This window comes from Carboxylicivirga marina, from assembly GCF_016612505.1.
GTDB lineage: Bacteria > Bacteroidota > Bacteroidia > Bacteroidales > Marinilabiliaceae > Carboxylicivirga > Carboxylicivirga marina.
This window is the reverse complement of record NZ_JAENRR010000008.1, coordinates 61,866-86,440: the sequence shown is the minus strand read 5'-3', so window position 1 is coordinate 86,440 and position 24,575 is coordinate 61,866. Positions and strand designations below refer to the sequence as shown.

Genomic DNA, 24,575 nt, shown 5'->3' with positions numbered 1-24,575 from the left:
GAATGTATATTTAAAGGCTACCAATCGGTAGCCTTTAATTTTTGTATTGATTATTAATGCACACAAACCTAAAAAATGACAAGACTCTATTTGATAATGCTTTTTGCAGCCGTAATTTTGGCTTCGTGTTCAAGTAACGAAAAGCCAATGAGTAAAGAAGAACAGTTTGTTGAAGACCTGTTAGAGAAAATGACACTTGCCGAAAAGGTAGGACAGTTAAATCAATATACCAGTCGTTGGGAAATGACCGGACCGGCACCCAAAGACAATGCTGGTGCACAAGATTTATCAGAGCAGCTTAAAAGTGGAATGGTTGGTTCGATGCTTAATGTGATTGGTGCTGAAGCAACCCGTAATGCTCAAAAAACAGTTGTTGAAAACACACGCCTGGGTATTCCACTAATTTTTGGTTACGATGTGATGAGCATGGCTTATCCTTTGCACCAAATTCACGGGAATTAGCCTTCGGCATATTTAATAAAGCTGACTTTAGTGGTACCATCTATTATTCGAAAAAGCATAGCAACAAGTGGACGGAGCCTACTGTTTTTGAGCCATTGGAAGATGAAAGTGTCTATCTTCCTTACTTTTCACCTGATGGGAAATCATTGCTCTATGCACAAAGCAGGCCTGATACAAGCAATGGCTTTACGGATATTTGGCGCTTGAATAAAATGAATGGCTCTTGGGGGCAAGCTGAAAAAATAGATAATCCGATAAGTACTTTAAGCCGGGAGTCAACTGCTTGTCTGAGCCTGGATGGAACAATTTATTTTTCATCCAACAGAAACGGGAATGGCTTAGCCGACTTATATTGCTCATCGCTTGAAAATGGTGAATATAGAATTGTGGAGCGCTTAGATTCAATTTGTTCGATGCGCGATGAGGAAAGCATCTTTATAGCCCCCGATGAGCAATACATTATATTTAGCCGATATGCCAGCAATGCCAATGGACCGGATTTGTTTATTAGTTATCAGGATTATAGCGGTAACTGGACTCAGCCTGTGTTATTAAATTCTGCTATCAATACAGCAGATTGGGAAAGGCGACCATTTGTGTCTTTCGATAATCGATTTTTGTTTTTTACGAAGCAGATTTTTGATGATAATGGTTATGCAGAGTCGGATATATACTGGGTGAGTACGCAAAAGGTATTTAAACCATTTATTTTTAAGCCCATTCCTTCAAGCACAATAAAGCTTGGTGAGGTATTTCATTTATCGCTTCCGGCTGATTTATTCAGAGATATTGATAATGAGAATCTGGAAATTAGCCTGAAAAGCGAAAAGCCTGATTGGGCCAGGTTTGATAAAGCGAAAATGACCTTAAGTATGAACCCAGGTGAGGCAGGTGAATTTACCTTGGTTTTTGCTGCCATCGATAAGCATTTGAATGAGACAGAATGTGAAGTCAAGATTGTTGTGGAGGAATAATTAGGGCCATACTGTCAAGGGGTATGCATTATTGATAGAGTTCAGGTATGCAAAAAATGATTTAAGGTTTATTGGTTAAAATTGCCGGGAATGAAGTCGTATCATTACATCAGGTTGAAGCCAAATAACAGATAGAGGATTAAACTGACACAAGCAATAATCACGGCATAAGGTAATTGCGTCTTGACATGTTCATAGTGGTCACATCCACTGGCTATAGAGGCTATAACTGTAGTATCAGATATTGGAGAAGCATGATCGCCAAAGATACCACCACCCAATACGGCGGCTAAAACAAATGGTACAGGAAGGCCTGAATCAAGTGCCACAGGTATGGCTATGGGAATTAAGATGGCATAGGTGCCCCACGATGAGCCTGTAGCAAAAGCCATTATTCCGGCTATCAAAAAGAGAATAGGTGCAATAAGGACTGTGGCCACCTGCAGGTTCATGACTTCACTGACAAAGACTCCTGTGCCCAGGGCTTTGATGCCATCGCCAAAGGCAAATGATAAAACTAAGATGGCAACGGCCGGAAACATCTCTTTGATGCCTTTAAAGCTGTTTTTGGTGATTTGCTGTATGGAAAGTGCCCGATGATAACGGATTAATCCGGCACATAGGATGATACTGATTATAACTCCGCAAAAGACAGCGAAAGCACCATCTCCCTGTCGTAAATCACCATCACCAGTGTACCAAAGTATGGTTAAGGTTGTGAGCAAGATTGTGAGTAATGGCAGCCACATTATAATGGGCGGGGAAATCTTAGTCGTTGGTGAGTCTTTAATTTTCAGGGTGTTTGAAGGTTTGGTTTTATTCATGTAGCCAAAAGTACGACAGCTAAAAGCCGTGTAGTAGGCTATTATTAAAGCCATGATGGCATAAAAATTAAAGACGATGGTGCTGACTACAATACTAACCTTATTGTCCAGGGCAAATCCATCCAGTAAACCAAGGATGTATGCTCCCCAGCCGTTGATTAATATCAGAATACTAACCGGTGCACAGGTCGAATCAATTAAATAGGCCAGCTGCGCTCTACTGAGTTTGTATTTGTCAAAGAGTTGTTGACTGGCCATGCCTGCTGTAAACATGCTCAGGTTAGTATCTGTAAAAATGATTGTTCCAATGATTGTCGGTAATAAGGCGGCCCTTCTTTTATTGGTAACTAGTTTAATTCGACTTAGTAGCAGAATAAATCCATTGACAGCACCCGATTGATTCAGCAGCTTCACCAAGGCACCTATTAACAAGCTAAAAACAATAATGTATGTTTGATTGGCCGACTTGAAGATATTCAGCAGCGATAGTGAGCTGGCGCCAAGTCCTTCAATAATATGCCAGTCACTAACCATTATCCAGCATAAGATAACACCCGATAATAAAGCGATTATGGCATTTTTACGCCATAATGCAATTAGAATTGCAACAAGAGGAGGCAGCAGACTTATACTGTTTTCTGGCATTGCAACAAGTTAGCAAATAGCTCTTTAATATGCCACTGCCTTCTTGTGTCAGTTTCAAGAGGTGGCTTTAATGCTTCATTCTAACGAACGTGATTTTCAGTGCGGCCAGAGAACATTTCTTGTCAAACATGGACTTTTTCCATTTTTATGCTCAAACACTTCCTGCCTTAATCGAAACGTAGTTTCGAATGATTGAAAGCCAGTGATAAGAGGGGGATGTTGCGTAATGGCGACTTTGACGAAGGAAAAGGTAAGCCTGAAGCAATAAATCCATCTCTGATCCGGAGCAATCACCTCTTTCAATCAAATTTTGCATCCTTTTTAAAAAGGATGTGCCTGCCCGGCACCGAGGGCTTGGGATAGCAAAGTTGCATGTTGTTTTTTAACAATAAAACGAATGGAGGGTAGTTTATACTTGAGAACAAAAGGAAGTGGCACAACGCAGGTGTGGAGATGGGGATTTTAATAGGTACTCGTTCAATTGCGTTTTATACGAATTCAACACAACCATGTAAGTCTATGTTGTTTAGTTCAATAATTACTAGATTTGTTATGTGGGGTCATTTATTTACGACTTGCAATTTGGCATCTTTTTATAATTGGTTTCGTATTATCGAAAGCATTAGTAAAACCGTGAAGTTGAGAGCTTGCTCGAAAATCACACGGTTGCACTTAAGCTTGAGATGAATAAGAGGACAATTATAAAAGTAGCCTTGAACTTTTTTCCTTAGTTTTTTAGTTCAAGCTAAAAAAGTAAGTTGGGTTTGGGCGAAAAGCCCATTCAGTAATATTTAGGACAAGGTTGGTACTCGTTATGATTTGTATATTCAAATATAAACTAGTTCTGATTTAAGATATCCTTTAACCATCATAACCACCTCCCCACTTCGTGGTACTTTCCGTTAAACGGAACAAGCTATCTTTTTTTCAAGGAGGAGAGTGACGCAATCCCGTCCCCTTCTGAATTTTAGAGCCTGTCTCGATTACTAGTGGGAAAGGGGTAGGGAAATCGCTTTAAACTTTATTCTAGTAAAAGCTGTGAATCAAACGACCTCAGCAACGCAGATTGGGTACCCAGTTTCATAAGTGAAGGAAAGAAAAATTTGGTACCAAGATGCAAATCTTTAAATTTTTCCCGAAATGATGAATTACTGGGTAATCGAGTGCTGTAGTCGCGGCCTTTTTTGTTTCATTTTTGGGGCTGTAGCCAAAAATGAAAAGCCCTTGTGGCTTGAGCAAAGTAAAAGTTATTGGTAAAAGCGAATTCCCTGCGGGAAGGGGTGCCGACAGGCGGGGTGGTATATTTGATTTTATATGCGATTGCCTAGATATCTTCCATTTTAAAAGGTTTCTGTTCATAAATGGCATGGACAAAAAACACCCTGCAATAAATAAGTTACTGCAAGGTGTCTCTATTTTCGTTGATTGGATATGTTCTTTTATTCACCCAGCATCATGCGGATGATTTCTTTGTCGGTTTCGCGCATGCCAACGCTGCCCAGGCGACCAATATTCTTAATCGTATTTTCTACACCTTTCACCACAATGCCATCTCCACCATAAAACTGCTGACCATTTTTATACATGTGGTAGCCCAATATACCTGCTTCAACAGCTGAAGCAATTTTACCTGCGCATGATGGTTTGGCGCCATCGCACACAATGCCCGATACAATAGCCAGGGCATTAACAATGGTGTGAGCTACCTCTTTGTAACGACCACCATGAAGGTAAGTGATGCCGGCTCCGGCACCCACGCCAGCCGACACAGCACCACAAAAGGCTGATAAGCGGCCAATACCCGTTTTTTGGTGGATAGTTATCAGGTTTGACACCAATAATGCACGAAGCATCGTGTCTTCATCTACTTTTAATTCTTTGGCATATTCAATAACAGGTACTGAGGTGGCTAAGCCCTGATTACCACTACCCGATACAATCATAACCGGCAATTCACAACCGCTCATACGAGCATCAGAACCTGCTGCTGCAAAAGCTTTCGCACGTACTTTAACATCGTTTTCGCCCCAGGTTTTTAGTAGCACCGAGCCAACATTAGCTCCCCATTTGCCTTGAATACCTTCCTGAGCAATGGCTGAGTTATATTCTATTTGCTTTTTGAGTGCTACACGTACATCGCTTAAGTCTACCGAGTCGGCAAATTCAACAATAGCTTCCACACTCATTATGGTACGATCGGTTTTGTGCTTTGTATTTAAGTCATCACAATGATGATTGAATAAAGTTGTCTCACCATTTTTGGTGATACGTACAATGTTAGTGTGGTAATGTGATATTTGTACCGAAGCACAATCATCGCCATTAAAGACATGAACAATAAGGTCAAAAATAACATTGGTATTAGCAGGCTTAACCTTCACTTCTTTTGTGTTCAAGAAATCGGCCATCCCTGTACGTTCCTCATCATTTACGATGGAGATAACTTCCAGTACCTTATCAGCATCGCCAGCAACGATTCCCGCAACAGCCGCTGCTTCAATACCTTTCAGGTTTCCGGTATTAGGTACAACAACGCTCTTCACATTTTTAATGATGTTATCGCTGGCCTCAACTAGTACGCGTTCAGGAAGCTGTCCTAACACCTTTCGGGCCATAGCACCAGCATAAGCAATGGCGATAGGCTCGGTACAACCCATGGCTGGCATTAGCTCTTCATGCAAAATATCAACGTAAGCCGTATACCTTTTATCAGATTTGTTCATGATGACCTTTACTTTAAATCAGAATATCCCTTTAATAATTGGCGCGAAATTAACAAGATACATGATTTTAGAACATGATAAATGACACACCTGTACAATCTTATAAAAACGGATGTCAACAGCCTCCCTAAAATACCGAGGAGCTTATTATTAATATATAGTGAGTGTCATCTTTTGTTATTTAATGTATTCTATAGTAGATTTCTAAAACTCTATGACAAGTACCATTAATAGCTGTTATTTTTTATTTTTGTTCCTCGAATGAAGAGGTGAAAGAGGATTTTTATTTGCATAACTTAACTTAATACCTAACGAATGAACGAAACTAGTATTAGTATACGTGGCTTAAAAAAGGCCTTTGGAAAAGGAGCAGCTAAGAAAGAGGTACTAAAGGGCATCGATTTAAGCATCAATAGCGGGCAGATTATCGGCTATATTGGGCCCAATGGGGCTGGTAAAAGTACGACTGTAAAAATCTTGTGTGGCATACTAACATCATTTGAGGGTGAAATTGAAGTGATGGGACTGCCACTACGTGGTAATGACATTGCTATAAAGCGTAAGATTGGCTATGTGCCGGAGAATGGTGCTTTGTATGAGGCGCTAACGCCAAATGAATATCTGAATTTGGTTGGTACTTTGTTTGATATGTCATCAGAGCAAATCAGCGAGCGTAGTAATTCGCTCTTGCAGTACTTTGGCATGGAGAAACACAGTCATCAGCGCATGGATACTTTCTCAAAAGGCATGAAGCAAAAAATATTAATCATTGCAGGCCTTATTAACAATCCGGATATTTTATTTCTGGATGAACCTTTATCGGGACTGGATGCCAATTCGGTGATTTTAGTGAAAGATATGCTAACTCGATTGGCACACCAGGGCAAAACCATTTTTTATAGTTCGCACCTAATGGATGTGGTGGAGAAGATATCTGATCGTATCATTTTAATTGATGATGGACAGGTGGTTGCCGATGGTACATTTGAAGAGCTGCAGCAAGATAGTAAAGCCTCATTGGAGCAGGTGTTTTCAAAGTTGACAGGAGCCGAAAACAGGGTGGGAGAATCCAGTGTTATTGATGATGTTTTTAAAAATTAAGTAATGATTACAGTTAAGCAAGTTATTGTTGCTCCACTTAATCTGTTTTTAAAAACATTAGGTGTTGATGTATTGCACTTTTGGGCCTTGTTAAGTGCCAAGTTAAAAATCGATTTTCGTCGTCCGCCCAATAGTTTTCAATCGGCTGGTAAGAAGCAAACACTCATAAAACAATTATTCATATATGCGTTTTTGGGGGCAATGGTGGTGTTTAGCTTGTATCGTATTAGTGATATGATGCTTCAGTTCTCAGTGTTTTTCACCTTTCTGATAGTGTTTGAAGGCACGATTTTGCTAACCGAATTTACAGGAGTATTATTTGATGAGAATGAAAACCAGATACTGCTGCCCAGGCCTGTTTCATCGAGAACTTTGTTACTGGTTCGGCTAGTACATATCTTGGTTTATATGAGCTATATTGCCATCACGCTCAGTTTGCCGTTTGCCATTTACCTGGCCATTAATCATGGACTTCTGTCCGTAGCCTTTATTATTGGCGTATTGTTGTGTGCGTGGTTTACCTTAATATTGGCCGTTGGTTTTTATATGTCCTTATCTAAGTTTGTCAGTGCCGAACGATTTAAAGATGTGCTGAATTATTTTCAGATAGCTCTGGCGGTTGTTATTATGGCCAGTTACCAGTTGGTACCGCATTTTATGGAAGGTGCCAATGTGGAATCATTGATGTTTAAGCAAGCATGGTGGGCCTATTTATTACCATCCGCGTGGTTTGCGGGATTAACCAAGGTGATTGGAGGGCTGGCGGTCTCATCAGATTGGGTTTATGCTGCTACGGCTTTATGTGTTAGTTTATTAGGGAGTGTTTTGTTAATACGTAAATTATCGTCAGGTTTTACTTCTATTATTTCAGAATCAGGAACTGGCATACAACGAGAAGTTAAGCCCGTTGAAATTAAATCAGCTAAAGGATGGAAGAATAAGCTATTGTCAATCTTATGCATCTCGGAAGTTGAGCAAACAGGCTGGCGATTAACCATGAGTCATATTCGGGGTGATCGAAAACTTAAGCAACAAGTATATCCTATGTTTGCATACAGTTTAATTATGGTTGTGGCTTTTCTAAAACCTGAAATAAATGATTTTTCGGCTTACATACAGGAGTTAGCTACATCTTCAAAATACTTGTTATTCGTACTTACTGGTTTTTTTGGAACCTTAGGTGTAGGTGTTATACCGTTTACTGATACGCCTAAAGCTTCGTGGATTTATGAAATGGCCGCAACCAATAAAAAGTATCACATACAATCGGGTGCCGTAAAAGCCATGTTGTTCACATTCTTTTTGCCCTTGCAGTTGCTTTACTTGATACCTATTATCTGGATTTGGGGTTTTGCCGTTTTACCTTACGTGTTTTTAGGATCAGGATTAAGCGTAGTATTGGCCATATTGCTTGTGCGTATTCAAAATAATCCTTTGCCTTTTTCGCAGGGTCGCGAAATGGTGAATAAGGGTGAATATACCTTACGAATGTTTTTAGGTATGCTAATGGTTGGAGTCATTATCGGTTTGGTTTACCTGGTATCACTAGCTCACATGGGTGTAGGCATTGGTTTATGCGTAGTAATGCCTTTATTCATTTCATTAAGTTACCGAACCATCCGCAATAGATAGAGATAAACTATCCCATAAAAAATATGTAAAGGTCGCAATTTGAACATTAGTGTATATGAACAAATTGCGACCTTTTTATATTGTCTTATTCTGCGACCATTGTGAGAATCAATCTGTTCTCAGACATTCTCTTTCCAATCGTCTATAAGTTAATTTTGTTAAGGTTTAAACCTTCACTTTGTACCGATCGGGTAAACTTTACAGCCGGAATACCATAAACCATCATGTAACCAATGGCATGCTCTTCAGGAATGCCGACAGCATTGTGTAGTTCAGGAGCAATTTCTTCAAATACTGATTTTAAAAATCCATTCCACAGTGTACCAATACCCATTGAGTTAGCCAATAATTCAAAATAGCTTAATGAAATAACACAATCGGCAGGGCCATTGCTATTGCTTTTTGGTGCAGATGCAATGATTAAATGTGGGGCATCCCTAAAAATAACATCGATACCTTTTTCTTCCCAAACCTTTTGAAAAGAACCGTACATGGCTAAAGCACCTTCAAGCTTATCGGCTTGTTTTGCTTTTTTAATGGTATCGTACACCAATGTTCTCACTTTGGCAAGTGCTTCTTTGCTGTCGGTAACAGATAATAATACCTGGTTTTTATTATGACCAGTAGGCGCATATGCAGCAGTTTCAATCAACTGATTAATGACTGCAGAATCGATAGCCTCCTTTTTGAATCGGCGCACCGAACGACGTGTTTTTATTAAACGCTCTAAAGCCTCTGTTGATGGTGTTTCGTCTTCAACTAATAAGCTGTCATCAGGGTTCTTACCGAAAATAGACAAAGCAGCGGTTGGACAAATAGCCAGACAGTGCTGACATTTAATGCAGTTTTTCTCTTTTCCCTCCTTAATTTCAGGAATGCCGTTTTTACCATTGATAATTAAGGTTGGACATTCTTTTGAGCACATGCCACATTGGGTGCACCTGGCTTCATCAATCTTAAAATTTAACATGATTCTATGTTCATTTTGTTTGGGCTGCGAAAGTAAGCATAATCAATCAGTCAATCGATTAAAATTGGATTTTTAGAACCTCATATTTCCCTCTTTCTTTCTCTGGCAAGTGAATCTGAGAGGTGGTAAAATACAAGTTGCCATCTCTATCCAGAGCAAAAGAGTCGGCCCAACGTATGCGAGGCGACTCCATAAGCTTTTCCACCTCACCGTCTTTATTGAGTCGATTGACAGAATTCGTTTCTAATCCTCCTAAATACAAATTGCCAGCTTTGTCAAACAACATGCCGTCTGTGGCTGGTATTTTTTTAACTTTTTCAACTTCTTTTGCTAATGATTCAGGTGACATGCTTTCGTTAAGTAAGCTATTGGTTGGGATGCGATACAAGGTATGTCCCGAAAGAGCGATGTAGTACAAGTACTGTCGGTCTGGTGATAAAGCAATGCCATCGGAATGTACACTGTTTTCCCAGCGAATACCATCACAAACTAAATGATCTACTTCATTTTGTGTAGATGGATGTTCATCCAATAAGCGTTGTGAGTGCCCGGTATTCAAATCAAGTACAATAATGGCGCCATCACCAGAGTCGGTCATGTAAGCCATATTTTTATCACTATCAATGCGTACATCATTAAAGTATGAATTGCTTTTATAAACACCTTCGGGAAGATTGTAGACTTTTACCACATCGTTACTTTCCAGGTTAAAGTGGTAGAGCTGTGGCCCAATGGCATTGACTCCTTTAAACTGAGGATTGTTCGTATCCAATACCCAAAGACGATCAATGTCATCAATAAAAACGGATTGTACAGCATTGAATGTTTGGGAGTTGGTGCGCTGATTCCACTCCATGTTAGGATAGGCACGCGGCACGCCATTAACAATTTCGGCAACACTAACAGGTACATGACCCGACCAAAATGGATAATTAACAAACACTCTGCCTGATTGACTTACTGCAACACCGGTCCATTGTTTATCAGATGCTGCCACAGCACTCAATGTTGGTTCAGATGTACCCTTTTTGTTTGACTGGCATGAGCTAAGCATTAGCCCGATGCAGATGGTGATTAGTAAATATTTCATAGTACAATTATTCATCCCAAAGATTTTCTACGGTGTAAGGGCCATCGGGTACTTCCCAAAACTTACCATCCACATAACGACGGTTTTTATTAATGCTTTTTATAATTGACATATCTGATTCGTTTAACTCAACATTAACAGCATTAAGGTTTTGACGTAATCTTGTGGCGTTAACTGATTTAGGAATGACAGATATACCTCTGTTGATATCCCAGGCCAGGATGGTTTGAGCCACTGAAGCACCCATTTTTTGAGCCATGTTTGTAATTGTTTGATCTTCCAGTAAAACGGGTTCATCAGCTGCTTTTAATCCTTCAGGCCTGTCTGATGAACCTAGAGGTGAGTAGGCAGTTACATGAATATTGTTAGAATGGCAATAATCAACCAAATCATCTTGTTGGAAATACGGGTGTAATTCTACCTGGTTAATGGCTGGTTTGATACTCGATTGTGCCACTAAATCTTTAAGTTTCTTCACGCTGAAGTTGCTTACACCAATGCACTTTGTTAAACCTTCTTGTACTGCTTTTTCCATTCCTTTCCAGGTGTTGGCAATTGGTTGCTCATCAAGTGAAAGGAAATGTTGTGCCTTATTGGCCCCTACAAATAGTTTCTTTTGGGCCACGGGCCAGTGAATCAAATAGAGATCGAGATAGTCAAGCTGCAGATCTGTTAGTGTTTTTCGCAGTGCAGGTATCACATTGGTCTCACCATGCATGTTATTCCAGAGTTTGGAAGTTATCCAGAGTTCGTCGCGACGTACAAGCTCTTCATTTATACATTCTTTGATGGCATTTCCAACTTCTTTCTCATTGCCATAAATAGCAGCGCAATCGATGTGTCGATACCCTATTGTGATAGCTTCTTTTACTGCTGTATAAACTTCGCCTGGAGCCGATTTCCAGGTGCCAAGCCCTAAAATGGGCATGGAGTATCCGTTAAGATTAAGTGCTTGCATATTTACATCCTGTTTATTAGTCTTCGAATATCAAATTACGAAAATAATAAGGAAAGCAGCAATATTTGTTAATAAGCTTAGCTCGAAGTGTATTTTTGAATTAAGAGCGTATATAAACAGTATGGTTCAATGAGAAATGACGAAAGAATTTTTCACCACAGAGCACTTCGATTGCTCAGGGAATGACCACAATTCTACTCAAACAATATACTTTCCACCCAGAAGTAGGTAGCAGCACCACTATCTCCTGAGCGATCACGGTCAATTCGTCGTATATAACCGTCGTGCTTTATTTCCATGCTAAAACGCCTCCTGTCAGATAGGTACACCGGCTGGTATTCTTCAACTATTAAATCGTCAATTTTCATCTCTTCAATGGTATAATGAATGTCCAGAGTACGAAAGACTAAAAATACGGCATGTTGCAACAATTCCATGTTTACTATTATATCACTGTTAGCAGGTACATCGTTGTAACGTGTCTTTTCAAATCCATAATAGGCTTCATAGGAAGCGTTATTGCGACGATAGTTAGGATGTTCTACTTCAATGCTAAAAAATCCTGCTGATTGAAATATGATTTCCTGATCATTCAAATCGACATCTTCAAATTCTAAATCATCATAATAGCCACCTGCAGGCCTGTTCTCATCAATTATCCAGGCCCGATCAATTTTGACGGTGTAGCCGGTTGTTACATAGTTGTGTTCTAGTTTTGCGGGATCGTATTCTTGTTCAAGCCAGTCTTCTAAGCTAAATGTACCCAGGCCTTCTGTGTTAGCCTGTATGTCATTAGAAAAGCTAAGTTTAAATTCACGTATTTCTCCATCAGGCTCCTCCGGGTAGATGCCGTTTTCAGGATATATTGTATTTTCCTGGCATGAGCTTAGCAATAGTATAATGATTACAACTGCATTGTATATAAGAAAGCCCTTAAACCAATTATCTGAATTTTTCATCTCACATAATTTTTAGTGTCATACGCAATAAAAAATAGCTGGCACATTTTGAGTTTGTTGCTAGTGCAAATAAAAGACCAGACAGTAGATTATTGTCGCCTGGTAAAAGGATGAATTAGATAATTGGCGTTAATTAGCACATAGGCAGTTGTTTGTGAGCTTGAGATTGCACCGGTGTATAAGGTGAAAATGCACCCTTTCATATTGCTTAATAGCAAATTTTAGGAAGAATTTTTATTCAGTATTTATACGATTACTTTGAGGGTACAGTACTCATTGAGTGTTGTTGTGTCTTAACCTGCCTTCCTCTTTTTGTCCATTTATATGTGCGTTAAGGTAAACATTATCAAAGGTGTATTGTTACTCTATAACAAATATGATTAACCAGAAATAATTTTAAAAAACTTTAGACCGATGAAAAAATTACTAACACTAATTGTAATTGGGATTATTGCATTTTCATGCAGTTCAATTAAGTACACAAGCGATCAGATGAGCGGAGTCAACTTTGTGCAATACAACAGTTATAAAGTCGTGCACTTTGTTAATGAAGATGATTTGGCCAACCAAAAGTTTATTGTTAATCAAATGAATAAGCAGCGTGTTGAGGCAGCCATTGATCAACAGGCCAAAATGCGAGGCTTGGTTGGTGATGAAGATCCTGATATGTTGATATTATGGGCAGTTGGCATTGATATCCAAAAGAGTTATGAGACGCATACCACCTATACAGGAGGTCCTTATATGGGATACCGTGGACGTTATGGTGGTTATGGTATGGGCATGGCTAGCAGTTATAGTTCAACCGATGAGTATCAAACTGAAATAGGTAAATTGCGTATTGCTGTAATTGATCCGAAAACCAAGGATATGTTATGGATTGGAACTGCTGAGGGAGAACGCGAAGGAAATGTAAAAGATCCGGATGGTAGGATAAATGAAATTGTAGGTAAAATATTTGAGCAATACCCAATTCCGGTCAACGAATAAAAGCTTACTATTTAGTATATGTAAAAGGCAGATTAGATGATGTTCTAATCTGCCTTTTTTGATAGTATTGCTTACTGCTATGACAAAACAAATGAAACACCTATAAACGGACCGTAGGCGCTCACTTTAGTATGTAATTCATCTTCGCCACTTCCATCGGTACGATTGTATTTTAACGAACGATAGCCAGCTGTGATTAATAATAATTTAGAGACCTTAAATGAATTACCATAGGTGAAATTATACGAAAGATCAGATGAGTTGCCTATGCCAAATCCACCGATATCACCACCAACTGACAGAAGAACTGACTTACTGATTATAATACGTGCTTTAGCCCCAATCATTAAATCCCACCAATCTTGTTTCTCTTCAAAAGAACCTTCCAGAGGAAAAATTTCAGAATTGAGCGAATAGGCAACATCAATATTGTTATACCAATATTTGGCGCCCAGGTTGCCTTCAATACTCCAGCCGGCAATAATTGCTTCATCATTATAATCAACTGTATTATAGATGAGGTAACCTAACTTAGGATCAACAATCTACTGGTGTACATTGGCATCCACCGTTAGTAAGTCTCCTCCCATGCCGGTCGCTAAATGAGCATACGTCCAGTCGAGCGATAAAATTAGTCGTTTATACTTTGCTGAAGATACCATCTGAAAACCAAAGTTGGTTAATGATGATAAGTCATTAAATGATTGGCGTAAAGATTCGCCCCCAACATCGGTGGCATTGGCAGCCAGCCACGCGTATGGAGATAGGACGAATTGCCAGTCTTTACCATCATCGACTTTCTTAAAGTCAGCTTCACTGTTTTGTGAAAAAAGCATATGCGAAAACAGCATAAGAACAGTGATAAGTAATGGTTGGCGTGCTTTCATAGCGAACAGTGTTGAAAATAATAGTTTAAACTTTTATGGTTAAACCATCGGCCAATGAATGTTTATAAGATAAATAGGCAGGCCAAAAGCCAATGAGCAAACCACCGAGTAATATGATGGATACAAATGATAGTTCCATCATGTTAAAATCAAAGATGTTGATAAGGATGCCAAGTTGTGAGCTGATTATTGGTTTGGCAACAAGCAACAATAGGTGAAGTATAATAATACCGACAATAATACCGATGGTAGTTACACTAAACGATTCAATAATAATTAATTGAAATATATCGCGGGGTTTAGCACCCACAGAGCGTAATATCGCCATCTCTCGTCGTCTTTCGTTCAGGCTTGTCATAATAGTGGTTAACATGCCCACAAAGGCCACAATGAGCACTAAAAAGGAAATGATAATGAGTGTTTTTTGAATGGGTTTGACAACATTCCAAAGTTCAAGTAAAGTGACGACAGGCATAATTGCACTTAAGGGTTCATCTTCATAGGTATTCAAATGGCGTTGCATTAGCAAAACCTCATTGCGCTTGTGCAAGCCCAGCATAAAGCCGGTGAGTGTACTTGGAGTGCCGCCTGCTTCAGCTGAATGACCATGGTTGCAATGTGCGTGGTGGTGATGGTCATGCTCATTTTGATGCGCGGCCAATGCTTCAGCAAAAGGATCATAAGCAAGGGAGTCTTCCTCGTTATAAAATTCGGCATGAATGGCACCCATTGAATTAATGGAAACATGAACAGTTTGATCCACAGGTGTGCCAGTTGGTTTTAAAACAGCTTCAATGGTAAAAGGATCATGATCATGCTTAACAAAGCTTTCATCACCCATGCCATGTGTGACGATTAGTTCATCGCCAACTGAATAGCCAAGGTTTTTGGCCACATCAGCACCAATAACTGCGCCCATACCATGCACGCACAGGTGACCTGCTGCAGCTTCCAAATTCTGCTTGCGTCCATATTTAAAATGTTCAAAATATTCATCAGTGGTACCTAATACCGGAAAACTTTTGTGAGAATCGCCCAATGACAATGGGATGCTCCAGGCTACTTTAGGATTCTTACTAATGGCTTCATAACTTTCGTAACTCACATTCTGGTTGGCATAGCCTATGTGGAATACCGTAGAAAGCAAAAGAGATACACTTCCGGTTCGGGCACCAACAATAAGATCTGTACCAGAAATAGTGCTGGCGAAACTTTCGTGTACCTGATTACGAATGCGCTCAACCCCCAGCAACAATATTACACTTAGTGAAATGGATATAATGCTGAGTGTTATGGTAAATTTTCGGTATTTCAGGCTTTTGATAGCTAAGTGGTTGATTCGTTTCATAGCTGACCTCCTTCCATTAAAGTAGTAGCCTTGTTTGCTTGTAAAGAAGTGAGTTGGATGGAGTGCTCAAACAGTGGTATAAATCGCTCATCGTGACTCACAAACACGATGGTAGTGTTTTTTGATTTCACTTCATCAAAAAGCAATTTAATAAATGATTCCTGTGCATTAGCATCTAATGATGAGGTCGGTTCATCGGCAATAATAATTTCAGGTGAGCCAATAAAAGCCCTGGCCGCAGCCACACGCTGCTGTTGTCCCACACTCAGTTGTGTTACCGGCTTTTGGAGTAATGCTTCGTCTTCCAGTCCTAAGTGTGACAATAAACGCATGGCTTCTTTCTTAATACTGTTACTTGAAGCACCTGCTCGTTTGTAACGCTCTGATGAAAAATCACAAGGCAGGGTTACGTTATCAAGTATAGATAGGTAGGGTACCAGATTGAATTGCTGAAAAACATAACCAATATGAGCTGCTCTAAAATGATCGCGCTGCGACGAGCTGAGCTGCCTTAAGCTTTGTCCGAGAATCGTAATGTCGCCTTGTTGAGGCTCAATAATTCCGCCTAACAAGTTAAGTAAAGTGCTTTTACCACTGCCACTGTCTCCTTGTATGTACAAGTGTTCTTGTTGGTTGATAATTAACTCAGGAATATTGAGTAGAGTTTCTTTTTGATCGGGCCATTGAAACTGAAGGTCACTTATCTGAATGCATGCTTCTTTTTTCAAATCGTGAGGTTGTTTAGTAAAGTTTGTATTAATTATTTTAGTTATAGATGTAGATTTTATCTGCTGTCAGGCTATAGCCACTGCTGATATCATCGGTGCCATCTACTAAAAACAGTTGTTTGACTGATGATTGAACTGACATGACACCTTCCACCCACACAGCTTCAAAATTCATATCTGAAGTGTGCCCTTTCATGAATTTTATAAAAACAATCTGATTGATGGGAGGTGGCGGTGTGTGAATGCAAGCTCCCACCCATGGAACCAATAAAAACTCAGTTGCTTTATTGTCAACCATTTCAAGCGGTAATAAAAAACCAGGCATTTTAACCTTAATGCCATCCAGTTCATTCACCGTAGATAATGCCCTTTGTTTTTTCTGTTCAGCAATTTTATCAACTGTCTGAAAGATAGCTTCGGCATCAACACCTTGTTTAGCCAGACTTTTCTCTATGCTGTCAACTTCAGCTATCAACGATTTTGAAATAATAGCCGGATTATCACGTATCAGCGTTTTTGCTTTAGCAATTTGACTGAGTGTTTTTAAATGAGCCGGTTCTATTTCTTTGAAAGGGTTGGGGTACTCAATTGGTTTTGGTATCAAATCTGCCCAGGCAAGTTCTTTAGGGTTTTGAGCAAGGCCAATTAAATGGACAAATAATCCAAGAAATATTAATCCGCTTATATTAATGGTTTTTGACATGCAGGTATATTGTGCATTATAAAGTAATTGCTAATAGGTAAAATTAGTAATGTTCTTTAGTGCGGCAAAGTATGTTTGGTTTTATTCGAAGGCAAGTGTATCACCATTCAATGGTATTTGCCCTGTTTTATCCATAATTCCTGATAATTTAAGATTCGCCATACTCACGCCTTGTTTATCAACCGTTACCCACATCATATGATCATATGAAGGACCTGTTTCGGGAAACTGATGCCCGCCTGTGGTTGCCAAATTAATGTAATCGCGGCCATGGCGCTGCATGTATTTGTATACATGTGTGTGCCCGTTGAATACTGTGTAGGGACGCTTGTTTAGCGCTTTTTCAATGCGTGAGAATTGCATCTCTTCTGGTTTTTCCCAGGCAGGTTTATGAATGAGAACAAAGGTCCACAGAACATCCTGGTGGGTGTCGATAACATTTAAAAAATACTCAGCCTGTTCTCGACTAATTGTGCCAGATGTTCGCTCAGGAATATTAGCATAGTCTGATTTTCCAAACGCTTCCCATCCTCCTTCTTTCAGTTGTTCAATAGCTTTCGAACGCATTAGTTCTATTTCAGCCATTCTGTCAATCGAATGGTCCTCTGTGTCCAATATCAGAAACAACACATCTTTATAGCGGAAATGGTAATAGCGCGGCCCGAGGCGTTCTTTCCATATGTACCTTGATAACTGACCTGTTAAATCATGGTTGCCTCCCATATAGAAGAAGGGGGCTCTGGCTTTAGATGCACGTTTGTCAAATGAGTCCCATTGCCTGTGCCATTCGCTTGTGTCTGAATCAGCCCCTTCGATCAGATCACCTACATTGATAATTAATTCAGGTCGCAAGAGGTTTAACTGTTCGATGGCCACCTTAAATACACCAGCACGTTCGCCACCGGTTAAATCTGAAAAAACAGCAAATGAGAATTTGTCATTCTGATTATCAAATTGTGTATGACTCCAAGGCTTATTATCTCCACTAATGCCATGTTGAAAGGTGTTATTGTTACTGGCAGGCTGTTGGCAAGCAGCAAGAAGTAGCAATAGTAACAAAGAATGAATGATACGAAACATTACTTGTTGTTTTAGGATAAAGTGGTTGCTATTAAACAACTAGGAGTGTTGAAAGTTTAGTACACAATACCAAATGCTTATTAAGATGCACCTTTAATTCAGTTCAATGGTAGAGTCTCTTTAATAAAACATACAGACAATTATACTTTTATAAATACCTTTTTTTTATACAGTATCCAGCCAATCAACCAAAAGAATACGATGTGAGTAAGGGCAAATAACAAGGAGCCATTCATATGACCTGCGACCAGCACAAACACCTTTTGATATAAGGCAGTATAGCCATTAATTACAGCAGGAGCATCACCGTTAATACTGCTGATTTTAATTAATCGCACCAATATTTTAACCCACAAAATAGAGAAGGCGAAAATTAATAATGGGTTCATTCCAAATACCACAAAAAATGAAGTCCAACTCTTATAGCCTTTAATGTCGACCAACCACACCAGTAGGCTAAGCAGCAGTATGGCTAATCCGGCTGTGTACACAACATATGATCCTGTCCATAATGGTTTGTTTATTGGAAGAACCATATTCCATATTAAGCCCAATAACACTAAGCCTCCTCCAAAGAACAACAATTTAAGAGGCAATTTATTTTTCTCAGTATTTTTAATAAGCAAGCCAATCAAATACCCTAACAAAGCGGTTGCTATTGCCGAAACAGAACTAAATAATCCTTCAGGGTCAAATGGAATGCCGAAACCTTTGTACAGATGATTCTCACCCAGAATGGCTCTGTCAAATGGTATCGTGGCATTGTGCTCCAACGAATACGGTTGTTCGCCTCCCAGTAAATGTAAAGCCAACCAATGGCATAGAACCAATAGTATCGATGAAATTATAATCCCCTTCTTGTTGAATGATAAAACGATTAATGAGCTAAATATATAAACGACTGCAATTCTCTGAAGTACACCCATAATACGTAACTCAGAGAAATTGGTTTGCCATTGGGGAAATGAATTCAAAAACAAGCCAATGGCAAAAATCAGGAATCCTCGTTTCCCAATTTTCAGCAAGGATGTTTTGTTTAAACCATCACCATATTTAGAAAAAGAAAAGAACATGGAAACACCCATCACAAACAAGAAGAAGGGAAATACCAAATCGGTAGGCGTACATCCGTGCCAGGCTGCATGCCTTAATGGCGGATAAATATAAGACCAGCTACCGGGCGTGTTTACCAGAATCATGCCTGCAATGGTTATACCTCTTAGTACATCGAGTGCTAAGTATCGTTTAGATTTAGACATTGACTTTTGTTTAGCTGTTGATACTTTTAACTTTTTTCCTTTTTGATGCCGAACGTTGGGTCGACCTTGATGAGTTTGACCATTATAAAACTAGGGATAGTACAAATGATGACCCACACGAAGAAATGCTGGTAACCGATCAATTCCTGAATCCAACCTGAAATCATACCTGGTAACATCATACCTAAGGCCATTAATCCGGTGCAAAAAGCAAAGTGTGCTGTTTTGTGCTCACCTTCTGATACATATATCTGATACAGCATGTAAGCGGTAAAACCAAAACCATAACCAAATTGCTCAATAGCTACCGAGATGCTGACCAATACAAAAGATTCGGGTAAGGCGTAGGAGAGGTAAACATACACCAGGTTGGGTAGATTAATGGCAATAACCATTGGCCATAACCAGTATTTTAATCCGTTGCGAGAAGCTAATAAGCCACCCAGAATACCGCCAATGGTAAGGAAAATAACACCAATGGTACCATAGACAATACCAACCTGACTGGTAGTTAGTCCCAAACCGCCAACTTCGGGTTTATCCAACAAGAATGGTGATGCCATTTTTACCAGCTGTGATTCGCCCAGGCGATAGAATAGTAGCATTCCCATAATTACCCAGATGTCCTTTTTTGAGAAAAAAGTTGTGAAGGTATGGACAAATTCACTTATGACCTCACTGATGCTTTTCACTTCTTTAGTCTGATCTTCAACAGGGTGTGGTAATGCAAACTTATGGTATAATGCAAACAGTAGAAACATGCCGGTGATTATATAGAAGGTTAGCGACCAGGCTAAAGGAATGCTCGGCTCTTCATTACCAAATAAAGTCATTTCCTCAAGTTGGCCAGCCAAAAAGACTAGTAATCCCTGGCCAGCAATCATGGCCAATCGATAAAACGTGCTTCTAATACCAATGAAATAGGCCTGCTTGCTTTCATCCATACCAAACATGTAGAAACCATCGGCAGCAATGTCGTGCGTGGCTGAACTAAATGCCAGTAACCAGAAGAATGCCAGGGTTGACTGAAAGAAGAAGGTTGTTGGAATAGTAAAAGCAACACCTGCCAGTCCGGCACCAATGAGTAATTGCATTGTTACAATCCACCAACGTTTGCTTTTTAAGGTATCCACAATCGGGCTCCAAAAGGGCTTAATTACCCAAGGTAGATATAGCCACGAAGTGTATAAAGCAATATCAGTATTGGATATTTCTAATTTCTTATACATGATAACAGCCAGAGTCATAACTACCACATAAGGTATTCCTTCGGCAAAATATAATGAGGGCACCCACGCCCATGGAGATTTTTGTTTCATTTTAGTGCTTTAGTGACAATATTTGCAAGTCAGAATATCCGATGCATTTTTTAAATGTTTAGGAGGTAATAGCTAACTATTCATGACTAGCTTTAATACTTCTTTTTCAATTCGGTCCCTCGAAAATAATGCATTAAGATAGCATTATAATTGTAACCTTTGGCACCCATAACGGCAGCGCCTATCTGGCAAAGACCAACGCCATGACCCCATCCGGCACCTTTAAGTGTAAAGTTTACTTCGCCATTTACTTCCGCCTTTTCAATAATAAAGGCTGAGCTATACAAGTGCGATTCCGATAGCGCTTTTCTAATCTCTAATTCTTTACCAATAGTTAAGCTCTTTTTATCGCCAATAATCTTCAGCTCAATTAAGCGACCCGAATCGCCTCTTTTAACGGGTATTAAATCTTGTATGATTCCAAAGTCGAAGCCCGTACGTTTTTTTAGTAATTCACTTATGTCTTTTTGTGTGTAGCTGACGCTCCAGCGATAGAAATCATTGGTTTCCTGGTCGTAGTCGTTCAATACCTGGATCAGCACTTCCTTGTTATTGGTATTACAAAAGGCATCCGGACTACCAAGTATCCATTTTTCAGCATTGCTCTCGTTCGTCAGATCCAATTCAAAACCATCAGGATTATTGTCGTTATCGACAAATGCCTGTAAATAAGGATGGTTAACAGGTTCCCAGACATTTTCAAACTTCTCGACCATGCCGCCGCAGCATTTAGAAAAGCGGGCATCACAAATAGCCTCACCATTCATTAATACTTCGCCCCATGTGTTTTTCACAGCTTCAACAACCTCGGATGTGTTGGCTTTTGTAATGCCTTGATAACGCTGGCAATGATCATCGGCACATACATCAAAATTGATATGGTCTTCACGATCGTACCACTTAATGAATTTTTCGTCTGATTGATAAACCGATTGGTAAGTGTCAGTGGCTTGTTGTAAGGAATTGTTTTTTTCAATTTGTGCTAACAACCAGCTGCGCGATATAACTGCATGCGCCTTTAATAACTCTAGCGATGAGGTGGCGCTCATTTCTGATGAAATAACACTCATCAGGTAATCTTCAACAGAGAGAACATTAATGGCAGTAATCTTTTCGTTTTCAGTAATTAGTTTTAGCCCTCCTTTAAAGGATTGATCTTCATCGCGCTCCCAATGAAAATTAATGCCAATGGTAACATCATGAATGGTAAAAAAGGCATCATCTGCTTTTGGCTCGAACAGCAAACCATTACGAATCAGTATTTCTTCTCCATTGTTACACTGCACAAGTTCCAATACATTACCAGCTATGGATACTTTGTATTTTCCGCTTGTTAATGTTACACCAGAGCTGTGTTTATAAGTGCCATTTAAGGTAAATGCTATGGTTTCTTTAAATTGTATGCCAACTTGTATGAAGGGTGTGTTTTTCATGGTATTTTATAATAGTGCTCGATGCGGGGCATCGTGCATGATTTACGTTTTTTAGACTTTGTATAACTGGTTTCCATAAAGTTAAACCGTTTCATTGGTTTGATACATATTCTGCTAAGTGAGCATCATTCAATACTAACAATGAAACATACGCTGCTGAATCCAAAGCAATGACCGCTTACACTTAAGCAATCCGATCTTCAGATAAAGCAAAGCCAGCCTGAAGTTAGACATTCGTTTCTTGAACTGAAAAAATGACATATATTGCTCAAACAATGAAGCTTATCATCGAAGCAATTAATTCTTTGACTAAAACAATCTCTTTTTGTTTTAAGACATTGGCATCTGTTCGGATAGATATGACTGCTTCCGTTGAAGCAATTTTCAATGCTTACTGCACAGCTTCTTCTCATATCGCCAAAATACTCTATCGACAAGGGCATTGGCAATCTGCGAGTAAAAATCAATGGGGCCAACCCAGGGGATAATCGAATGCGATAGGCCCATTTCTTTCATATCTTGCAAGCATCGTTTAAGCAAGATGGCTCCCAGACCTTTGCCACGCAAATCGGGATGAGTGCCCATGGGCCCAAACCAACCGGTTCCTTTGTTATTGGCATTGTGTGCCGAGAAGGCTTTTACCTGACCATTTAACAAAGCAATATGAATCGATGGCAGCTCATCTTGAAAAGCCATTTTTACCTCATTGTTCCACAATAGCCATTCATCTTTTATAAATTCAAGAACAGCTTGTTCTTCATCAGGTTTGGCACGTCGCACCACAATATTATTGGCTTGCAGTGCCAGTTCTTTTTTGCTCATATCCCAGTTTTGGTTTAAATCAACCAGAAGGTTAGATGTATCGCCAAATCGCTTGAATCCCTTTCGCATAGCCCAACACAAAGCGGCTGTATAACGTGGGTCGATGCCCGGCATAAAATAGTTCAAAGGCACATCGTAAATGCGAACGACATCTGCTTTCTGCTCTATAAAAATAGCTTCCAACTTTTCATACATGGCCGATGCAATGCCATTTCGACGATAGGCTTCATCAACAGCCATTAGTTTAATATAGGCATAGCGCGTTTCGCTAATATCGCGTATCACACCTTGCATAAAGCCAATTATTTTGTCACCATCTTTACAAATAAAGGTGGCTTCGGGCATCCAATGAGGGTCGCCTTCCAGCTTTTCCCGCAAAACAGTTTCGCTTATGCTATCGTGTTGCCAATTGGCATTTATGAAAGCAGATAACCGGCTTAAGTCTTTTGGGGAATACAGGGTAATTGGGTAGTTCATAATTTAGACCGCTTTGCTTTTTAGATTATAGAATGTTGCTGACACTTGTTTTAGCATATAATAAGAGCTTATCTCCTTATAATTATAATTTTCAGTATAAAATTCCCCCTCTCCCTTCGGGTATCTCCCCAAGGGGAGAATTCAATACAAGGCATAATACCTTTACCTTTGAGGAGGTGCCTTTAGGCGATGGCGGCAATTTAATTCTTCTTATTAAACAACTTCTTTAAAATCTTTAAGCACTCCTTTTCGCTCAAACAAACCTGCCTCAGAATATCGACGATATCAGCAGCATTTATTTTCTCAAAATCATCTGGGCGAGGCGTGATAAATACGCCACCCATATCTACCGATGCCGGACTAATCAGGATTTGCTTATCACCTTCGGCAAAATAACAGTCCGGACGATGCAGAACACGCGGAAACACATGTACTACATATTCATCGTTCTCATAATAAGCCAAAACATTAAGCATTGGCTCAAGCTCTTCTGACTGATTCGTCCACAATACCTGATGCAATTTTTCAAACAGGCTTGTTATCTCCTCAGCATTAACACTTGCAAATGTGATAAGTCCTCGATGATAGCCTTTCCAGTTGTAGATTTTTACATCATTCTGCACTTCAATCAACTGCGTAAAAGATGCTTTTCTAAAATCTTCCTCGACAGGCATAAGCCCTTTTATACCAGCCTGAAAATGGAAATGATCAGGTGCCGATGCTCCACACTTGGGTCCGTTGTAGAACAATGTAAACTGATTAAGTTCCTTTGCCATTTTCAGCATAGCTGGAAAGTAGGGCTCAATCAGCTGCAGCGTATGCTGCTTATGCGGAATGGTAAGATGCTCAGTAAAAATCGGGAAGGGATTGATTAAGATAGTGTAATCATCTAAGTCAACTCCTTCCTGTTCAGTCGGGCGATTCTTTTCGCACAAAAAACATGGACGCTCCTTGATAGATGTTGCGTCTACCTTAGCAGCTGATGAACGGATACGCTCAGGGTTAAACTGCACTTTTATTTCAGCAGCGCCATCGAGCATTATGCTTTTGTTTTTAACCTTTTTCAGACCGGCATAATTGGCGGCCGCCATGCTCCAATTTTGAACCTGACTTTGTATTAGTTTTTTGGTTTTGTGAGAAATGTTCATTTTTTATTCTAGCTTCTGAAAAAAGGCCGCGAGCTGTTGGCTA

22 protein-coding genes are annotated in these 24,575 nt (G+C 39.7%); 5 read left to right on the top strand and 17 right to left on the bottom strand.

The window, feature by feature from the left end:
* Window positions 1-75 precede the first annotated feature (75 nt).
* Together JIV24_RS05320 and JIV24_RS05315 are read left to right on the top strand one after the other, a co-directional pair.
* Window positions 76-462, top strand: a complete 387-nt coding sequence (locus tag JIV24_RS05320; RefSeq protein ID WP_200463985.1) for a glycoside hydrolase family 3 N-terminal domain-containing protein — start codon at window positions 76-78, stop codon at window positions 460-462.
* A gap of 95 nt (window positions 463-557) precedes the next feature.
* A complete protein-coding gene (locus tag JIV24_RS05315; protein ID WP_200463984.1) occupies window positions 558-1,436 on the top strand; it encodes a PD40 domain-containing protein in 879 nt (292 codons plus the stop codon).
* A gap of 104 nt (window positions 1,437-1,540) precedes the next feature.
* Here JIV24_RS05315 and JIV24_RS05310 read toward each other — a convergent pair whose 3' ends face one another.
* Together JIV24_RS05310 and JIV24_RS05305 are read right to left on the bottom strand one after the other, a co-directional pair.
* Window positions 1,541-2,905 carry a Na+/H+ antiporter NhaC family protein gene (locus JIV24_RS05310; protein WP_200463983.1) on the bottom strand — a complete coding sequence of 455 codons (1,365 nt, stop codon included), beginning with the start codon at window positions 2,903-2,905 and terminating at the stop codon, window positions 1,541-1,543.
* 1,439 nt (window positions 2,906-4,344) lie between these two features.
* Complete coding sequence (locus JIV24_RS05305) at window positions 4,345-5,628, bottom strand: L-cysteine desulfidase family protein (RefSeq protein ID WP_200463982.1); 1,284 nt, start codon at window positions 5,626-5,628, stop codon at window positions 4,345-4,347.
* A gap of 315 nt (window positions 5,629-5,943) precedes the next feature.
* Between JIV24_RS05305 and JIV24_RS05300 the strand changes: the two genes are divergently transcribed.
* Together JIV24_RS05300 and JIV24_RS05295 are read left to right on the top strand one after the other, a co-directional pair.
* Window positions 5,944-6,729, top strand: coding sequence for an ABC transporter ATP-binding protein (locus tag JIV24_RS05300; RefSeq protein ID WP_200463981.1), 786 nt, complete (start codon window positions 5,944-5,946; stop codon window positions 6,727-6,729).
* 3 nt (window positions 6,730-6,732) lie between these two features.
* On the top strand, window positions 6,733-8,361 hold the full coding sequence (locus JIV24_RS05295; protein WP_200463980.1) for a hypothetical protein: 1,629 nt from the start codon (window positions 6,733-6,735) through the stop codon (window positions 8,359-8,361).
* 142 nt (window positions 8,362-8,503) lie between these two features.
* On the opposite strand, the gene JIV24_RS05290 is transcribed toward JIV24_RS05295, so the two are convergent.
* The 4 genes from JIV24_RS05290 to JIV24_RS05275 form a co-directional block, all read right to left on the bottom strand.
* The gene (locus JIV24_RS05290) at window positions 8,504-9,331 is read right to left on the bottom strand and encodes a nitroreductase family protein (RefSeq protein ID WP_200463979.1); all 828 of its coding nucleotides are present in this window, start codon (window positions 9,329-9,331) and stop codon (window positions 8,504-8,506) included.
* A 58-nt stretch (window positions 9,332-9,389) separates the two neighbouring features.
* Entirely contained in the window at window positions 9,390-10,421 is a 1,032-nt protein-coding gene (locus tag JIV24_RS05285; protein WP_200463978.1) for an L-dopachrome tautomerase-related protein, read from the bottom strand.
* A gap of 7 nt (window positions 10,422-10,428) precedes the next feature.
* On the bottom strand, window positions 10,429-11,379 hold the full coding sequence (locus tag JIV24_RS05280) for an aldo/keto reductase (protein ID WP_200463977.1): 951 nt from the start codon (window positions 11,377-11,379) through the stop codon (window positions 10,429-10,431).
* A gap of 194 nt (window positions 11,380-11,573) precedes the next feature.
* Window positions 11,574-12,338: a hypothetical protein gene (locus tag JIV24_RS05275; RefSeq protein WP_200463976.1), complete on the bottom strand. Its 765-nt coding sequence runs from the start codon at window positions 12,336-12,338 to the stop codon at window positions 11,574-11,576.
* A gap of 414 nt (window positions 12,339-12,752) precedes the next feature.
* Here JIV24_RS05275 and JIV24_RS05270 point away from each other — a divergent pair, with 414 nt between their 5' ends.
* On the top strand, window positions 12,753-13,328 hold the full coding sequence (locus JIV24_RS05270) for a DUF4136 domain-containing protein (RefSeq protein ID WP_200463975.1): 576 nt from the start codon (window positions 12,753-12,755) through the stop codon (window positions 13,326-13,328).
* A 77-nt stretch (window positions 13,329-13,405) separates the two neighbouring features.
* Here JIV24_RS05270 and JIV24_RS05265 read toward each other — a convergent pair whose 3' ends face one another.
* From JIV24_RS05265 to JIV24_RS05215, 11 genes are all read right to left on the bottom strand, one after another.
* Window positions 13,406-13,675, bottom strand: a complete 270-nt coding sequence (locus JIV24_RS05265) for a hypothetical protein (protein WP_200463974.1) — start codon at window positions 13,673-13,675, stop codon at window positions 13,406-13,408.
* A 198-nt stretch (window positions 13,676-13,873) separates the two neighbouring features.
* A complete protein-coding gene (locus JIV24_RS05260) occupies window positions 13,874-14,215 on the bottom strand; it encodes a hypothetical protein (RefSeq protein ID WP_200463973.1) in 342 nt (113 codons plus the stop codon).
* Between the two features lie 25 nt (window positions 14,216-14,240).
* Entirely contained in the window at window positions 14,241-15,563 is a 1,323-nt protein-coding gene (locus JIV24_RS05255; RefSeq protein ID WP_200463972.1) for an ABC transporter permease, read from the bottom strand.
* Window positions 15,560-16,291, bottom strand: a complete 732-nt coding sequence (locus JIV24_RS05250) for an ABC transporter ATP-binding protein (protein WP_200463971.1) — start codon at window positions 16,289-16,291, stop codon at window positions 15,560-15,562. The genes JIV24_RS05255 and JIV24_RS05250 overlap by 4 nt, the downstream gene beginning before the upstream one ends.
* A 37-nt stretch (window positions 16,292-16,328) precedes the next feature.
* The gene (locus JIV24_RS05245; protein ID WP_200463970.1) at window positions 16,329-16,994 is read right to left on the bottom strand and encodes a DUF3299 domain-containing protein; all 666 of its coding nucleotides are present in this window, start codon (window positions 16,992-16,994) and stop codon (window positions 16,329-16,331) included.
* A gap of 81 nt (window positions 16,995-17,075) precedes the next feature.
* Complete coding sequence (locus tag JIV24_RS05240; RefSeq protein WP_200463969.1) at window positions 17,076-18,074, bottom strand: metallophosphoesterase family protein; 999 nt, start codon at window positions 18,072-18,074, stop codon at window positions 17,076-17,078.
* 140 nt (window positions 18,075-18,214) lie between these two features.
* Complete coding sequence (locus tag JIV24_RS05235) at window positions 18,215-19,333, bottom strand: acyltransferase family protein (protein WP_200463968.1); 1,119 nt, start codon at window positions 19,331-19,333, stop codon at window positions 18,215-18,217.
* A gap of 26 nt (window positions 19,334-19,359) precedes the next feature.
* Complete coding sequence (locus JIV24_RS05230) at window positions 19,360-20,652, bottom strand: AmpG family muropeptide MFS transporter (protein ID WP_200463967.1); 1,293 nt, start codon at window positions 20,650-20,652, stop codon at window positions 19,360-19,362.
* Between the two features lie 92 nt (window positions 20,653-20,744).
* The gene (locus JIV24_RS05225; protein WP_200463966.1) at window positions 20,745-22,085 is read right to left on the bottom strand and encodes a SpoIID/LytB domain-containing protein; all 1,341 of its coding nucleotides are present in this window, start codon (window positions 22,083-22,085) and stop codon (window positions 20,745-20,747) included.
* A gap of 384 nt (window positions 22,086-22,469) precedes the next feature.
* Window positions 22,470-23,384 (bottom strand): GNAT family N-acetyltransferase, encoded by a 915-nt coding sequence (locus JIV24_RS05220; RefSeq protein WP_200463965.1) that lies wholly within the window; start codon window positions 23,382-23,384, stop codon window positions 22,470-22,472.
* A 200-nt stretch (window positions 23,385-23,584) separates the two neighbouring features.
* Entirely contained in the window at window positions 23,585-24,532 is a 948-nt protein-coding gene (locus JIV24_RS05215; protein ID WP_200463964.1) for a DUF4922 domain-containing protein, read from the bottom strand.
* Window positions 24,533-24,575: the final 43 nt, after the last annotated feature.

Excerpts from the sequence above, each read along its gene's own strand:
- JIV24_RS05320 (WP_200463985.1), top strand. The coding sequence starts at position 76 with ATGACAAGACTCTATTTGATAATGCTTTTTGCAGCCGTAATTTTGGCT.
- JIV24_RS05310 (WP_200463983.1), bottom strand. The coding sequence starts at position 2,905 with ATGCCAGAAAACAGTATAAGTCTGCTGCCTCCTCTTGTTGCAATTCTA.
- JIV24_RS05305 (WP_200463982.1), bottom strand. The coding sequence starts at position 5,628 with ATGAACAAATCTGATAAAAGGTATACGGCTTACGTTGATATTTTGCAT.
- JIV24_RS05300 (WP_200463981.1), top strand. The coding sequence starts at position 5,944 with ATGAACGAAACTAGTATTAGTATACGTGGCTTAAAAAAGGCCTTTGGA.
- JIV24_RS05295 (WP_200463980.1), top strand. The coding sequence starts at position 6,733 with ATGATTACAGTTAAGCAAGTTATTGTTGCTCCACTTAATCTGTTTTTA.
- JIV24_RS05290 (WP_200463979.1), bottom strand. The coding sequence starts at position 9,331 with ATGTTAAATTTTAAGATTGATGAAGCCAGGTGCACCCAATGTGGCATG.
- JIV24_RS05285 (WP_200463978.1), bottom strand. The coding sequence starts at position 10,421 with ATGAAATATTTACTAATCACCATCTGCATCGGGCTAATGCTTAGCTCA.
- JIV24_RS05280 (WP_200463977.1), bottom strand. The coding sequence starts at position 11,379 with ATGCAAGCACTTAATCTTAACGGATACTCCATGCCCATTTTAGGGCTT.
- JIV24_RS05275 (WP_200463976.1), bottom strand. The coding sequence starts at position 12,338 with ATGAAAAATTCAGATAATTGGTTTAAGGGCTTTCTTATATACAATGCA.
- JIV24_RS05270 (WP_200463975.1), top strand. The coding sequence starts at position 12,753 with ATGAAAAAATTACTAACACTAATTGTAATTGGGATTATTGCATTTTCA.
- JIV24_RS05265 (WP_200463974.1), bottom strand. The coding sequence starts at position 13,675 with ATGATTGGGGCTAAAGCACGTATTATAATCAGTAAGTCAGTTCTTCTG.
- JIV24_RS05260 (WP_200463973.1), bottom strand. The coding sequence starts at position 14,215 with ATGAAAGCACGCCAACCATTACTTATCACTGTTCTTATGCTGTTTTCG.
- JIV24_RS05255 (WP_200463972.1), bottom strand. The coding sequence starts at position 15,563 with ATGAAACGAATCAACCACTTAGCTATCAAAAGCCTGAAATACCGAAAA.
- JIV24_RS05245 (WP_200463970.1), bottom strand. The coding sequence starts at position 16,994 with ATGTCAAAAACCATTAATATAAGCGGATTAATATTTCTTGGATTATTT.
- JIV24_RS05240 (WP_200463969.1), bottom strand. The coding sequence starts at position 18,074 with ATGTTTCGTATCATTCATTCTTTGTTACTATTGCTACTTCTTGCTGCT.
- JIV24_RS05235 (WP_200463968.1), bottom strand. The coding sequence starts at position 19,333 with ATGTCTAAATCTAAACGATACTTAGCACTCGATGTACTAAGAGGTATA.
- JIV24_RS05230 (WP_200463967.1), bottom strand. The coding sequence starts at position 20,652 with ATGAAACAAAAATCTCCATGGGCGTGGGTGCCCTCATTATATTTTGCC.
- JIV24_RS05225 (WP_200463966.1), bottom strand. The coding sequence starts at position 22,085 with ATGAAAAACACACCCTTCATACAAGTTGGCATACAATTTAAAGAAACC.
- JIV24_RS05220 (WP_200463965.1), bottom strand. The coding sequence starts at position 23,384 with ATGAACTACCCAATTACCCTGTATTCCCCAAAAGACTTAAGCCGGTTA.
- JIV24_RS05215 (WP_200463964.1), bottom strand. The coding sequence starts at position 24,532 with ATGAACATTTCTCACAAAACCAAAAAACTAATACAAAGTCAGGTTCAA.